Source organism: Halobaculum magnesiiphilum, from assembly GCF_019823105.1.
GTDB lineage: Archaea > Halobacteriota > Halobacteria > Halobacteriales > Haloferacaceae > Halobaculum > Halobaculum magnesiiphilum.
Genome location: NZ_CP081958.1, coordinates 526,007 through 540,464, shown reverse-complemented (window position 1 = coordinate 540,464; position 14,458 = coordinate 526,007). Strand labels below are relative to the sequence as shown.

Annotated in this window: 6 protein-coding genes; 1 reads left to right on the top strand and 5 read right to left on the bottom strand. The window is 68.9% G+C overall.

The genetic code is table 11. The features are described 5' to 3' along the window. Positions 1 to 56: 56 nt before the first annotated feature. The 4 genes from K6T50_RS02825 to K6T50_RS02810 form a co-directional block, all read right to left on the bottom strand. The gene (locus K6T50_RS02825) at positions 57 to 1,034 is read right to left on the bottom strand and encodes a hypothetical protein (RefSeq protein ID WP_222607915.1); all 978 of its coding nucleotides are present in this window, start codon (positions 1,032 to 1,034) and stop codon (positions 57 to 59) included. A 45-nt stretch (positions 1,035 to 1,079) separates the two neighbouring features. Further along, positions 1,080 to 3,086 (bottom strand): PKD domain-containing protein, encoded by a 2,007-nt coding sequence (locus tag K6T50_RS02820; RefSeq protein WP_222607914.1) that lies wholly within the window; start codon positions 3,084 to 3,086, stop codon positions 1,080 to 1,082. Positions 3,087 to 3,419: 333 nt separating this feature from the next. Beyond that, the gene (locus tag K6T50_RS02815) at positions 3,420 to 9,626 is read right to left on the bottom strand and encodes a malectin domain-containing carbohydrate-binding protein (protein ID WP_222607913.1); all 6,207 of its coding nucleotides are present in this window, start codon (positions 9,624 to 9,626) and stop codon (positions 3,420 to 3,422) included. Positions 9,627 to 10,048: 422 nt separating this feature from the next. Further along, positions 10,049 to 11,866 (bottom strand): acyl-CoA carboxylase subunit beta, encoded by a 1,818-nt coding sequence (locus tag K6T50_RS02810; RefSeq protein WP_222607912.1) that lies wholly within the window; start codon positions 11,864 to 11,866, stop codon positions 10,049 to 10,051. 180 nt (positions 11,867 to 12,046) lie between these two features. Between K6T50_RS02810 and K6T50_RS02805 the strand changes: the two genes are divergently transcribed. Continuing rightward, positions 12,047 to 13,942: a S9 family peptidase gene (locus tag K6T50_RS02805; protein ID WP_222608802.1), complete on the top strand. Its 1,896-nt coding sequence runs from the start codon at positions 12,047 to 12,049 to the stop codon at positions 13,940 to 13,942. Positions 13,943 to 14,212: 270 nt separating this feature from the next. Here K6T50_RS02805 and K6T50_RS02800 read toward each other — a convergent pair whose 3' ends face one another. Further along, positions 14,213 to 14,440 (bottom strand): hypothetical protein, encoded by a 228-nt coding sequence (locus K6T50_RS02800; protein WP_222607911.1) that lies wholly within the window; start codon positions 14,438 to 14,440, stop codon positions 14,213 to 14,215. Positions 14,441 to 14,458: the final 18 nt, after the last annotated feature.

Below are 14,458 nucleotides of genomic sequence, written 5' to 3'. Positions count from 1 at the left end.
TCGCTCGGGCGATCGAGGATGGAAGAACGGGGAAAACGAGGGCCGGAACCGCCCGGTCAGCGCAGCCGGTACAGGTAGGCGGCGCCGCCGACCAGGGCTAGCCCGGCCACCAGCGGAACGACCACCGTCGTGGGTTGCAGCGGCGCGTTCGAGCCGTCGGTCCCGACCCCGACGGCCAGGAGCTCGTCGTCCTCGTCCGCGTCGGACGCGGCTTCCGTCGACGAGTCGGTCGCCTCCGTGGCAGTCTCAGCAGCCGGGGTCGCCGTGGCCTCGGGCGACGGGGTGGGTTCCGCCCCGTCGTCCGCGACGGAAGTCGTCGTGGATCCCGAGTCGGAGTCCGATCCGGCGTCGTCCGAACCGGAATCCGACCCAGTGTCGTCCGACCCGGTGTCGTCCGAACCGGAGCCGGCGTTCGAACCGGAATCGTCCTCGGGGGTACCGTCGAACCCGTCGTCGGGGGTACCGTCAGTCCCGTCGTCGGTGTCACCCGAACTGTCGTCCGTGTCGCCGGTCGAACTGTCGCCGGTTCCGTCGTCCGTGTCGTCCGACTCGCCGTCCGAGCCGGCGTCGTCGGCGACCTCGATCGAGGAGTCGTCCTCGTCGGTCACCGTGTACGCCTGCCCCTCCTCGTCGCCGAGGGTCTCGACGGAGAGGTCGAGGTCGGTCGAGCCGGGGGACTCGCCGGCGACGGTGACCGTCGCGACCGTCACCTCGCCCTCGTCGTCCGTCTCCATCAGCGCCGTGCGGACTGATACGCTCGACCCGTCCGAGGCGACCTCGACGTCACGGAGTCCGGGGTCGCCGCCGAGCTCCACGTCGACCACGGTCGCCACGTCCGGGTCCTCGACGGCGACGGTCAGGTCGTACGCGCCGACCCCGTCCTCGGCGTCCGCGACGACGACGGCGACCGTCGTGGTCTCGCCGACGGCCGTCGTCCCCCCGGCCCCGACGAGCCGCACGGTCGTGTCCGTCGCCGCGACGGCCGGAGCCGCCGCCGCGGTCACCAGCAGCAGCCCCAGCAGGGCCGCCGTCACGGACGACGTCGGAGCGTCGATCCCTGGCATCCACATCCGTTCAGTTCACCCCGTCTCCTCGGCGAACAGCGCCTGAATGTCGAGCAGCGTGAACTCGCCGTCCCCGTTGAAGTCGAACGCGTCGGGCGCGTTCTGCACGGCCTCGCCGTCTCGGTCTGCGAACAGCGTCTGGACGTCGAGGATGTCCACGGTGCCGTCACCGTTGATGTCCTCGAAGTCGCCGTCGCCGTCCGGGTCCTGCGCCGGGCTGTCGGACTCGCCGACGACGAGGGTGGACGCCTCGAGCGAGGCGCCGGACGTGTCCGTCACCTCGTACGGGTCGCCGGACTCGTCGCCGAGCTCGGAGACGTCGAGCGAGACCCCCGTTGTCCCCTCCCCGGCGGACTCCACCGTGACCGTTCCGACGGTCACGGCTCCGGTGTCGTCGGTGTCGACCAGGACCGCCTCGACGGTCACCGAGGAGCCGTCCTCGGCGATCTGCACGTCGGTGAGGTCCTCGTCGGAGACGTCCGCGAGCTCGACGTCCGTGATCGAGGCCACGCTCGGGTCGTCGACGGTGACGGTCAGCACGTACGCGCCGACCCCGTTCTCGACGTCGTCGACGACGATATCGTACTCGGCGGTGTCGCCGACGGCGACGAGCTCGCTCTCGGGCGAGAGGCTCATCGTCGTCGACGCGGGCGTCTCGTTGTCGGGCTCGTCGGACGCCGCGGTCACGGTGACTGTCTCCGTGGTCGTCGCCGTGGCGCCGTCGTCGTCCGTGACGGTGAGCGTCACGTCGTACTCGCCGGCGTCGTCGAACGTGTGTGACGGCGAGACGCCGGTCGCGGTCGACCCGTCGCCGAAGTCCCACTCGTAGCTCGCGATCGAACCGTCGGTGTCGGACGAGGCGGACGCGTCGAAGCTCACCGACTCGCCGGTCTCGGCGTTCGAGGGGCCGGAGAAGTCGGCCGTCGGGTCCTGGTTCTCCGGCGGTTCGTCGGCGGCCTCGACGGTCACGACGACCGTGTCGCTCGCCGTGTCGCCGTCGTCGTCGGTGACGTCGACCTCGAACGTGAGCTGCTGGTCGGAGTCGACCGCGGGGGCGTCGAACGTCGGCTGCGCCGCGTCGGCGTCCGACAGGTCGACGCTTTGGCCGTCGGTCTGCGTCCACGAGTAGCTCGCGATCGAGCCGTCGGCGTCACTGGAGTCGGACGCGTCGAGCGTCACGGCGTCGCCCTCATCGACGGTCTGGTCGGCGCCCGCGTCGGCCGTCGGCGGTTCGTTCGCGGGCTCGGGCTCGCTCACGGAGACGGTCTCCGTGGTCGTCGCCGTGGCGCCGTCGTCGTCCGTGACCGTGAGCGTCACGTCGTACTCGCCGGCGTCGTCGAAGGTGTGCGACGGCGAGACACCGGTGGCGGTCGACCCGTCACCGAAGTCCCACTCGTAGCTCGCGATCGAACCGTCGGCGTCACTGGAGCCGGAAGCGTCGAAGGAGACCCCCTCACCCGCGTCGGGCGAGGACGGACTCGCGGTGAACGCCGCCGTGGGGTCCTCGTTCTGGTCGGGGTCCTGGACCGTGATGGTCGTCTCCGTCGAGTCTATCTCGTCGTCCTCGTTGGCGAGCGAGTCATCGTCGGTCGGGTCGACTCCCGACCCCGTGGTCGAGATCGTGTACTCGCCGGGAGTCGCGTCCTCCGGCACCTGGAGCTCGGTCGTGACCTCGTAGGTCCCCGAGCTGAGCCAGACGATCGACGGGGAGTTCGACGAGAGGACGTTACCGTTGTCGTCCTGCGGGTTCACCGCTCCGCCGTCCGAGTCGGTAACCGTGCCTTCCCAGCCGTCCGGGAAGTCCAGTTCGACGAGCGGACCGTTAACGTCCTCCGCTGTCAGCGTCGTCGTGATCGTCACCGTCTCTCCCGGTTCGACCGTGTCGCTGCCGGCAGTCTGATCGATCGAGACGCTCGGATCCGCCGCAACCGTCCCCACCGGTCCGAGGACCGAGAGGACGATCGAGAGCGCGACGAGCGTCGCGACCGTCTGTCTGAGATGTCTGCGTGCTGTATCGTTCATCGTTGTTGTCGGTGTCGTTGAGTTGGGTGTCGTCGTGGGATCGTTCGTCGCTCGGTTCGCTGGTCGGGGCAGTCTCGCCCGACCGCGACCGATGAGCGGGAGAACCTCGGGGGCCGAAGTGGCCCGACCGGCGCGAGTCGGTTCTCGTGAGCGTTACCCCCGAAGGGCGCCGGTCGGGGCCGCGTCGCGACACACGAGAGCGGTCGGCTGTCGTCGGCGGTCCGCGTCCTCGCGCGGCCGTCGCTGTCGGGGCCGACCCCGCCGGTTGACCGCGGGCGGACAGCGACGGCGCGTGTGGAGGTTCCGGTCATCGGTTCGGGCGGAGCGTTGGGACTACGAGTCGCTGTCCTCCGGTCCGAGGATCTCGATGGCCCGAACCTCCGGGTTCTCGACCGCCCCTTGCTCGAAGACGACCGTGATCGTCCCGTCGCCGTCCTCGGTGACGGTGAAGCTCTTCATCGTCCCCGTCGCGTGACCGACGTCGGCCACGGGGTCGTACTGCGTCAGGACCTGCTGACCCTCGATCGAGACGTTGAACTGGCGGTCGCCGGGCTCGCTCGCGCCGCTGAACGAGTTACCGAGGTAGAGTCGAACCTCGACGTCCTCGCCGGCGTCGACCGCGAACTCCCACGTCATGTTCCCGTAGCGCTCGGCGTCCCACACTCCGTCCGGAGTGCTCGCCGGGACGTTCGCGGTCGTCGAGGCGATCGTGCCGTCGCCGTAGTTGCCGCCGTCGGCAGCCGCGAGGTACGGCGAACTCGTGTCCGCGACGCCGGTCCAGTCGGGACCGTCGTCGGTCGCGGGGATCGTCTCGCCCTCGCCCGCGTTCACGCGGTGGAGCACCTGCTGGGAGGCGCCGTCGTCTGAGGACTGCTCCTCGACGGTGAGCTGGAACGACTCGGTCGCCGTTCCGCCGTTGCCGTCGTCGGCCGTCACGTCGACCGTGTAGGTCCCCGCGTCACCCGACGCGGGGGTGACCGTCACCTCGCCGTTCGAGACGGCGACGAAGTCCGGACCGCTCACCGACAGCGACACCGGGTCGCCGTCGGGGTCGTCGGTATCGACCGAGACGTTCGCGGAGTCGCCCTCCGTGACAGTCTGGTCGGCGATGGAACCGATGGTCGGCGCGGCGTTGTCGCCGCCGTCGTCTCCGTCGGCCGGCTCGACCTCGATGGCCGACACCTTCGCGTTGTCCTCGACGGTGCTGAAGTCGACGTTCAGCTCGCCGTCGGTGACCTCCACGGTGACGGTCTCGGTGATCGCCGCGTGCTCACCGCCGGCCTCCGCGTAGATGTCGTACTCGTCGAGGACCTGCTGACCCTCGATCGAGACGTCGAACAGCCGATCGCCCTCGCCGCCGTCGTTCGCCACGCCCTGGTAGAGCTCGGCGAAGTGCAGCGTGACCTCGTAGGTGCCGTCCGCGAGGGGGGCGTCGTAGCTGAAGTCGCCGTACCGCTCGGTGTGGTACAGCTCGTCGTCGTCGGTGTTCGCGATCTCGGGATCCGCGGGCGTGCCCGAACCTCCCGTCGCGAACGCCGTGCCGCCGTCGAAGTTCGTGTCGGCCTGGAACTCCGTGCCGTCGGCGGCGGTGTAGGCGTCGCCGCCGGCGTTCACCGCGAAGCTGGTGGCGGCACCGTCGTCATCGCCGTCGCCGGCGCTCTCCTCGTACTTCAGGACGACCACGTTCGAGGCGAGGCCGGTGTCGGACCCGGGCTCGCCGTGGGTCGCCACGAGGTAGTTGTAGCCGCCGACGTCGGTCGAGTTGAGTAGCGTGACGGGTATCTCGGCCTCGCCGTTCGAGTCGAGCGTGACCGTCTCGTAGTCGACCTGCTCGATCTTGTTGGCCTCGTAGGCGTCGATGTCGTAACCGGGCGTGCCGTCGTACTCGGGGACGTTGGTCAGTTCGAGTTCGCCCTCGAAGTGAAGCAGCGTGACCGTCTCGCCGGGCTCGCCGGAGACGGTCACGGTCTGGTCGGCATCGCTCACGGTGGCCGCGCCGTGGTGGTCGCGGAGCGCGCCGTCGTCGAGATCGACGTCCTGCACGTCGATGCTCGGTGCCGGCGCGACCGACTCGTCGAGCGTCGCCTGTGCGCCGCCCGCGCTCCCGTCGCCGAACAGCTGTGTCTCCTGAACGCCGCCGTCGCCGTACTCCACGCTCACGGTGGAGCGGGCGAGTTCGAGGCCGGAGATCGGTCCGGCCTCCTGCGAGGCGAGGCTCGCGTCCTTGATGCTCGTCGGGTCGTTGTCCACCGAGAGGGACACCGACTCGCCGGGGTCGAAGTCGTCGAACTCGACGGTCATCACGTCGTAGCCGTCGGAGCCGTTCACGCCGTTGTGCGGCTGGCTGAAGACGTCGCCGTCGTCGGTGCTGACGACGCCGACGCCGTCACCCGACTCCGAGTCGATGTTCAGCCCCTTCGCGGCCGAATCGCCGGCCGTTCCGTTGGGGTCGAACACCACGTCGGGCATCGCCGACGACGAGAGGTCGAAGGTGACCGAGGAGACCTCCTCGTCGCCGGTGTTCTCGATCGTGAACGAGCCGCCGCCGTAGGTGCTCGCCTCGGTGCCGGTGTCCGGCGTGACCTCGATCGTCGCCGAGGCGGGCGTGTCGGTGCCGTCGTCGCCGTCGTCGGAGTCGTCACCGTCGTCGCCGACGGCCGCGTCAGTCGACCAGTAGTTGATGAGCTGTTGGATCTGGGCGTTGGTGATGGTCTCCCCGCCGGTGTCGGGGACCTCGCTGCCGGCAGACCACCAGCTGATAGCCTGCTGGATCTCCGCGTTCTCGATCTGCGAGTCGTTCTCGCCGCCCAGTGCGACCGCCTCCGCGACGGTCATCCCGTCGCCTGCCGGCGGCTCGTCCTCGGAGGGCTGCACGGTGACGTTCACCGAGTCGGCGTCGCTGTCCTGCCCGTCCGAGACGCTCACCTGGAAGGTCAGCGTCGTTTCCGATCCGACGTCGGGAGCGGTGAACGTCGTCTGCTCACCGTCGTTCACGCTGAGGTCGACGTCTTGACCGTCCGTTTGGGTCCACGTGTACCCGAGTTGGTCACCGTCCGGGTCCTGTGACCCGGAGGCGTCGAGCGTGGCCTGGGTTCCCTCCTCGACGGTCTGGTCGGCGCCCGCGTCGGCCGTGGGCGGCTCGTTCGCGGGCGGGTTCACGTAATCGACGGAGATCTGTGTCCACGTTGCCGGGAACGTGCTGCTCGCGCCGTTGGACGTCGAGATGATGCCGACCGCGGGCGCGACGCCGTCGGAGGTGTCGAGCCAGCTCGCCGGCATCGCGGTCGTTCCGACCTCGGTCGTGGTGCCGTCGACCTCGTACTCGGCGGTGACCGCGACTTCGTCGACGCCGTTGTTCGGCGCCGGGTCCGTCGTCGGTTCGACGGTCATTCGAAGCGTGACATCGTTGCCCGTGACCGCGCTCTCCCCGGTCATCTGGCCGTCGAAGGAGTCGTCCACCTCTTGGGCGAACTCGACGCCGCCGTCGCCGCCGTCGGCCGCGGCGACGAGCTTGACGTAGTTCGACTGGTCGCCGGTCCCGATGAACAGCCCGGCCGACTGGTAGTCCTCCGGGTTCTCCGGGAACGAGGCGACCGTCGTCTCGACGACGAACGGCTCGTCGGGCGTGTCGACGCCGAACTGGAAGCCGTACTGCTGGGTGTTCGTGCCGGCGTACGCGTCACCCTGTGGGACCTCCTCGACGGTGAGCACCTCGGCCGCACCGCCGACCGTCATCTCCGTCGGGTCGTAGAGGTCCTGGTAGTCCTGCCCGTTCGTCATCACGCCGGTCCAGCCCTGCCCGTTCTCGCCGAACAGGCTCAGCTCGGAGAGGTCGTGCTGGACGGGAGCCGTCGTGTCGAGCCCGTTGTCCGGGTCGACCGCGAACGGGTCCTCGGTGTCGTCGAGGCCGTCGTTGTCGTCGTCGGGGTCGTTCAGGTTCGACGTGCCGTCGTCGTCGAAGTCGACGGGCGTCGAGCTGGCCGAACACGGGTCTGTGCCGGCGTCGATCTCGTCGGCGTTGTCGTAGCCGTCGCCGTCCTCGTCGAGCGAGGCGTCGTCGGCGCCGGTACAGGTGTCGCCGGCGCCGTCGTCGCCGTCACCGTCGTCGCTCCCGTAATCGGCCGGCTCGAACACCGTGATGTCGTCGCCGCCGTGGTTGGCGATCCAGATCGTCCCGCCGAACACCTCGTCGTCGTCCTGGGCGGAGATGCCGAGCGGTCCGTTCGTGTTGCCGACCGTCTCGACGTTCGTCACCGTCGAGCCGTCGGCGCTCAACTCGACGCGCTTGATCGAGCCGCCGAGCTCGACCTGCAGGAGGTCGCCCTCCATCGCGCCGCCGAAGTTCGAGGCGGTGTACTGCGCCGTCCCGCCGGTCGGAGCGAAGAGGACCTTGTTCCCGCTCTGGTCCTCCATCGTGTTCGCGCTGCCGGCGGGCGCGCCCGGGTCGGGCGATCCGGCGGTCGGCGGGATGTAGTCGGCCTGCCGCGGGTCGACCATGCTCTCGGGGACCGGCGAGTTCGACTCCGTGATGTCGAGGCTCACGTCCCCGTTCGCGTCGTAGAGGTCGGCGCCGGTCGGGTTGGCACGGATCGGCGCGGGGTGGCCGCCGTAGTCCCCCTCGTCGACCTTCACGAGCTGGTCGCTCGTGGAGTAGCTGCCGTCCTCGTTCGGGTGGTTCGTCACCGACGCGGCGTCGGCGACGGTGTCGCCGTTCTGGTCGGCGGGCTGGCCGCCCCAGCCGCCGTTCGGACCGTGGTCGGCGACGTAGACCTGCCCGCTCTCCGCGACGACCAGGTCGTACGGGTTCCGGTAGCCGGGCGAGTAGATCTGGACCGGCCCGTCCTCGACGAGCTCCGCCTGGTTGGCGCCGTCGTCGCCGCCGAACGGCAGGACCTCGTCGTCGCCGATCGTCGGCAACGCGTAGTAGAACGGCAGGTCCGGATAATCGCTGTCGTAGGTCTGGTGGCTGTCGGCGGACATCCCCTCGATCTGTGCCAGGTCGATCTCGAGGATCGCCGCCGACAGCGCGTACTCTGGCGTGTGGCCGAAGTTGTCGCCCGGCGCGCCCTTGTTGGTGTGGCCGCCCTGGGCGGCGTACAGCGTGTCGCCGTCCGCCGAGAGGTCGAGCCCGTTCGTCGCGTGGTTCTCCTCCGAGCGCGGGAGCCCGAGCACCAGCACTTCGTGCGTGATATCGCTCGTCTGCAGCGTCTCGTCGCTCCCGGCGTCGATCGTCAGCCTCGAGATGGCCCCGGAGTTCGTGTCCGTCGTGTCGTCGTCCTGTCCGACGGAGATCTCGGGGTCGCTCGAGGAGACGTACACCACCGGGTTCTCGGCGGTGCCGCCGACCGTCAGGCCGGTGATCTGCCGGTCGTCCTGGCCGGATTCGAGGTTCCCGAGGTCGTCGTGGTTCGGGATGTCCTCGATCGCGTCGATCTCGACCTCGTTGACGACTTCGTAGCTGTTGTCACCCGTGCGCTCGACCGACAGCGCATACACGGTGCCGCCCTGCGTCGAGACGTACACCCGGCCGTCCGGGCCGATCTCGATCGCGGTCGGGTTGCCCGCGCTGAATCCCTCCAGCGTGGACTTGTCGAAGCTGGGTTCCGTCGCGCTCGTCGCCTCGCCGGCGAGATCGACCGTCAACGGGCTGTTGGATCCGTCGTGGGTCACCTCCAGCGTCGCGCTCTTCGGGTCGACGCTGGACGGCGAGAACGTCACGGGGACGTCCGCGGACTCGCCGGGCGCAAGCGTCGTCTGCGACGGGGTGCCGACCGAGAACTCGCCCGCGTCCGTGCCGGTCACCGACGCGTCCGTGATCGTGATGTCGCCGTCGCCGTCGGCGCCGAGGTTGGTCACCGTGACCGTCTCGGTCGCGGAATCGTCGACGACGACCGACCCGAAGTCGGCGTCCGAGGGGCCGCCGAGCGTGTCGGGCTGCGGCTCCGCCTCGACGATCTCGATCGCGGAGATCTTCGCGTTGTCGACCTCGGTCGCGAGATCCACGTCGATCTCGCCGTCCTCGGGCGTCACCGTGAACGACTGCATCGTTCCGGTCGCCGCGCCGACGTCGGCGTAGATGTCGTAGCCGTCCAGGACCGTCTCGCCCTCGACGCTGACGTCGAAGACGCGGTCCCCCTCGCCTCCGGCGTCGCCGTCAACCCCATGGAAGATCTCGGCGAAGTACAGGCGGACCTCGTACTGCTGGCCGCTCTGGATGTTCTCCGAGAAGGTCCACTCCTGGTTACCGTACACTTCCGAGGTGAACACCGATGTCGGCGTCGACCCTGGAACGCTCGCGTCCGTCGAGACGCTCACGTCCTGGGAGTACGTGTTCCCTCCGGAGACGTACGTTCCGTCGCTGGCGGCCCAGTCCGGGCCGCCGTCGGCGGCGGCGACGGTCGAGCCGCCGGCGTTCACGCGGTAAACGACATCGCCGGGCGCCGCGGCGGCGGCCCCCCCCGAGACCGCGACCGTGCCGACGGCCATCGACGTCGCCGTCAGTACCGCGAACAGTACCGCGAATACCTGTTTTCTACCCACTCGTCTCATCCTCGCGGGCCTCCCGATTCCTCGATCGCTCGTGTTGATATGTCTCTGTCATCGCTCCTCTCCCCGCGGAGGCGCGCTCGCTCCGACGAGGGTGAGAGAAGCCACGACACTTCTAAAGTTCAGTAAAAGTACAATAACTCGGACGATAGCTGGTCCCGAACCCGCCGAAGATCCGTCCATTACCGGTCGAAATCGAGGTCTTGACGCGCGCTCTGTCCTCACTTCTGCGGCGTCGACCGACGCCCGTCGGATCGCGTGACGGGATGGTCTCCATCGTAAAATCTATCGTTCCGACCGCGAACAGATAGCCGGAAGGATCCGGTCACCCGCCGTTATCACAGCGGTAACAGCCGGTCTGAGGGATCCGAGCAGTGAACGGAACGACTGTCGGACCGGGCGGGTCGGATCCGGCCCTAGAGAACGGTCCCGTGCTTCTTGTCGGGGACCGACTTCTCGATGTCCTCGTAGAAGTCGAACCGCTGGACGAGCTCCTCGCGGAGGTCGGAGGGCGGGACGATCTCGTCGATGACGACCTCGCTCGCCATCCGGTGGATGTCGATGTCGCGGCGGTACTCCTCGCGGAGTTCGTCCTCGCGCTCGGCGCGCTCGTCGGGGTCGTCGATCTCAGCGAGCTTGTTGGCGTAGACGGCGTTGATCGCCGCCTCGGGGCCCATGATCCCGATCTCGCCGGAGGGGAGCCCGATGACGGACTCCGGCTCGTAGGCGGGGCCGCCCATCGCGTAGATGCCCGCGCCGTACGCCTTGCGGATGACGACGGTCTGCTTGGGGACGGTGGCCGAGGAGGTCGCGTAGATGAACTTCTTGCCCTTCTCGAGGATGGCGTCCTTCTCGACCTGCGAGCCGGCCATGAACCCCGGCGTGTCACAGAGGTACAGCAGGGGGATCTCGTAGGCGTCACAGGTCCAGATGAACTCGGCGGCCTTCTCGGCGGCGTCCGGGAAGATGGCACCCGAGCGCTCGGTCGGCTGGTTGGCGACGACGCCGACGGGCTTGCCGTCGATGCGGGCGAACGCCGTGACGATCTCCGTGCCGTACTCGGGTTTCAGCTCGAAAACGGACTCCGCGTCGCAGATGCGGTCGAGCAGGTCGTGGACGTCGTACGGGCGGTTCGGCGCCTCCGGGATCAGCTCGTCGATGCCGTCGGGCGAATACGTCGGCGGCTTCGGCTCGCTGCGGGGCGGCTTCTCGCCGGCCTTGTCGGGGAGGTAGCTCATCAGATCCGCGACGAGCTGTCGGGCATGCTGTTCGTCCTCGGCGACGAGGTCTGCGCTGCCGGAGTACTTCGCGTGCACGTCAGGACCGCCCAGGTCGTCCATCTCGATCTCCTCGCCGGTGACCATCTTCACCATCCGCGGCGACGCGATCGCCATCGCGGACATCCCCTCGACCATGACGGTGAAGTCGGCGAACACCGGGGTGTAGGCGGCGCCGGCGATACAGGGGCCGTAGAGCACGCAGATCTGCGGGACGCGCCCCGAGAGCATCGAGTGGTTGTAGTAGTACTTCCCGATCCCCTCGCGGTTGGCGAAGAACCCGGTCTGCTGGTCGATCCGGCCGCCCGAGGAGTCCATCAGGTAGAGGACCGGCTTCCCGTTCTTGAGTGCGCGCTGTTGCATCCGGAGGAACTTCTCGACGCCGCGACCGGCCATCGACCCCGCCTTCACGGTGAAGTCGTTCGCCATGAAGTGCAGGTCGCGCCCCTCGAACTCGGCGGCGCCGGTGATGAGCCCGTCCGCGGGGAGCCGGTTGCCCTCGTCGGCCTCCGCCACGTCGGGGGAGTTCCCGTGCCAGGCGTCGAAGTGGGCGAACTTCCCGTCCTCGAACTTCACGCCGTCGGCGGCGTCTTCGGTACTCGCGTCGCCGGTCCCCCCGGCCCCGCCGTCGCCGAACCACAGGTCGAGGCGGTCGCGAACGAACAGCTTCCCCTGCTCGGGGAGCCGCTGCTTGTACTTCTCGGGGCCGCCCTCGAGGATGTCGTCGATCTCCGCGCGGAGTTCGGCCTCGCGGTCGGTCGGACCCAGGTCGTCGTCCAAGGGGTACTCGATCTCGGGCGGCTCGGCGGTCGCGATCGGCTCGTCGGCAGCGCCGCCGTCGTCATGAGCGTCGTCGCCGGCGTACACCTCGATGTCGACGCCGAAGTGCTCGGCCAGCGCCGAGGCGATGGCGCCGGCCTCCTCCTCGGTCGCACCCGCGCCCACGTGGACTTTCATACGGTGGTGTGCGCAAGAATTGCGGAAAGGGTTTTCCATGGCGGGCGACGCTCCCCGCCAAACGGTTCAGGAAACTTTCAGAAATTCGATTCTGGGTACACTGAAGGTTCCGGGGTCGAATCGGTGGACGTGACCGATACCCCGGACGACACCCTCCGAGCCCTCGCAGAGCTGCCGACGATGGCGCACCCCGCGTCGACCCCGGACGGGTCCGAAATCGCGCTGTACTACGACATCGACGGCCGCAACGAACTGTACCTCCTCGACCCCGACACCGGAGAACTGGACCGGTGGTCCGACGGTCAGGTTCCGAAGGACGCCCGCCACGGCTTCGCGTGGGACGCCGCCGGCGAGCGCGTCCTCTTCCACCTCGACGAGGCCGGCAACGAGCAGAACGACGTTCACGCCATCGACCGCGACGGCACCGCCGAACCGGTCGTCGAGATGGACGGACAGGTGACGCTCCAGTCGGTCGGCGACGACGGCGAGACGCTGCTGGTCGGGTCGAACGCCGACGGGCAGATGAACGTCTACCGCCACGACCTCCCCTCGGGTGAGACGACGAAGGTCACCGACTACGACCGCGCCGTCTGGACGGCGGAGCTGTCGCCCGACTGCGAGCGGTTCGCGTTCACGACGAACACGTCTGACGACTACGACAACGCGGACGTGTTCGTCGCCAGCGTGGCGCGAAGCGCCACGGAGAGCCGGCCGGCGGCCGGCGACGATCTCGACGGATCGAACGCCCGCAGCCTCGAGATCGGCGAGACCGGCGCTGAGTCGGCGCCGGCGGACTGGCACCCCGACGGCGAGGCGCTGCTCGTCTCCGACAACACGCCGGACAAGGGTCGCTGCGGCGTGTACGACTTCGAGGCCGACGACGTGACGTGGTTCGGGACCAGCGAGTACGAGGAGACGCCCGAGTTCTTCCTCCCCGACGGCGATCGCTTCCTCGCGACGCGGACGCGCGACGCCGAGGTCGTCCCGGTCGTCTACGACACGACGACCGGTGAGGGGCGCGAACTCGACGTGCCCGGCGGCGTGTCAACCTTCGGTCGCGGCCCCTCGGACGACGGGTGGGTCCTCGACGAGAACCGCGTGCTGCTCATGCACACCACGCCGACTCGCCGGCCCGAACTGCTCGCGTACGACCTCCACGCCGACGAATACGAGACGGTGTTGGAGGCCGAGTACGGCCCGTTCTCCCCCGACGACTTCGCCGACGCGGAGTACATCACCGTCGAGTCTGACGGCGTGCCCGAGACGCCGCAGCGCGCCGTCGAGCACGACCCGTACGACGAACTGGAGATCGGCGCGATCTTCTACGACTCCGGCGAGCGGCCGTCGCCGTTGGTCGTCAACCCCCACGGCGGCCCGCGCCACCGCGACACGCTCTCGTTCGGCTACCGCACGCAGTTCCTGCTCTCGCGCGGCTTCTCCGTGCTCCAGGTGAACTATCGCGGCTCCACCGGCCGCGGCCGGGAGTTCGTCGAGGAGCTGTACGACGACTGGGGCGGCGCCGAGCAGGGCGACGTTGCCACCGCGGCCGAGCACGTCCTCGCCGCGTACGATTGGCTGGACGACGACCGCGTCGTCGTCTTCGGCGGCTCCTACGGCGGCTACTCGGCGTACTGGCAGCTGGTGCAGTTCCCCGACCTCTACGACGCGGGGGTCGCGTGGGTCGGCGTCTCGGACCTGTTCGACATGGCCGAGAACACCATGCCCCACTTCCGCTCGGAGCTGATGGTGAAGTACCTCGGCGAGCCCGACGAGAACGAGGCGCTGTACGAGGAGCGCTCGCCGGTCACCCACGTCGACAACCTCGCGGCCCCCCTCCTGATCGTCCACGGCGTCAACGACCGTCGGGTCCCGGTGTCGCAGGCGCGCATCTTCCGCGACGCCCTCGAGGACGCCGGCTACGAGGAGGGCGACGACTACGAGTACGAGGAACTCGGCGAGGAGGGCCACGGCTCCTCGGACATCGACGACAAGATCCGGAGCCTCGAACTGCTCGACGACTTCTTCGAGCGTCGTGTCGGCACCGTCGAAGCCGACGTGGCCGCGAGCGACGACTGAACCAGGGCATCCGTCGCGGGCGTCCTTGCTCGTTCGTCGACGCTACCCATGTTCGTGGCTCGGCCACAAGCTCGCCGCCGTGTGGCCGAGGCGCTCGGTCGCTCACTCCGTTCGCTCCCTCGCGCCTCGCTAATTTTCTGGGCGGCTCGGCCCGCAGACCTCGCCGTTCACGAGACCTTTGGTCTCGTGAGCTCACAAATCGCGGTGCGATTTGTGAACGCCGTGGTACCGTCGCCTCACTCGCTCACTCCGTTCGCTCGTTCGGCGACGCTAGTCGAACATCTTGTCGTCGAACTCCGGCACGTCGAACCCACCCTCGCCGCCCCACCCGTCCATCACCCGGCTCTGGTACAACATCAATGCGACCTGCGGCACCGCCTGCGGCGGCACCGGCGAGGAGTCGTCGAAGGCCTTCTCGGCCCACCCGTTGTACTCGTCGACGATGTCCATCGCGTCCTTGAAGCTGCGCAGCATGAGCGCCTTGTAGCGGTCTCTCATTACCCAGCCTCGGCACGC

Excerpts from the sequence above, each read along its gene's own strand:
- K6T50_RS02820 (WP_222607914.1), bottom strand. The coding sequence starts at position 3,086 with ATGAACGATACAGCACGCAGACATCTCAGACAGACGGTCGCGACGCTC.
- K6T50_RS02810 (WP_222607912.1), bottom strand. The coding sequence starts at position 11,866 with ATGAAAGTCCACGTGGGCGCGGGTGCGACCGAGGAGGAGGCCGGCGCC.
- K6T50_RS02805 (WP_222608802.1), top strand. The coding sequence starts at position 12,047 with ATGGCGCACCCCGCGTCGACCCCGGACGGGTCCGAAATCGCGCTGTAC.
- K6T50_RS02800 (WP_222607911.1), bottom strand. The coding sequence starts at position 14,440 with ATGAGAGACCGCTACAAGGCGCTCATGCTGCGCAGCTTCAAGGACGCG.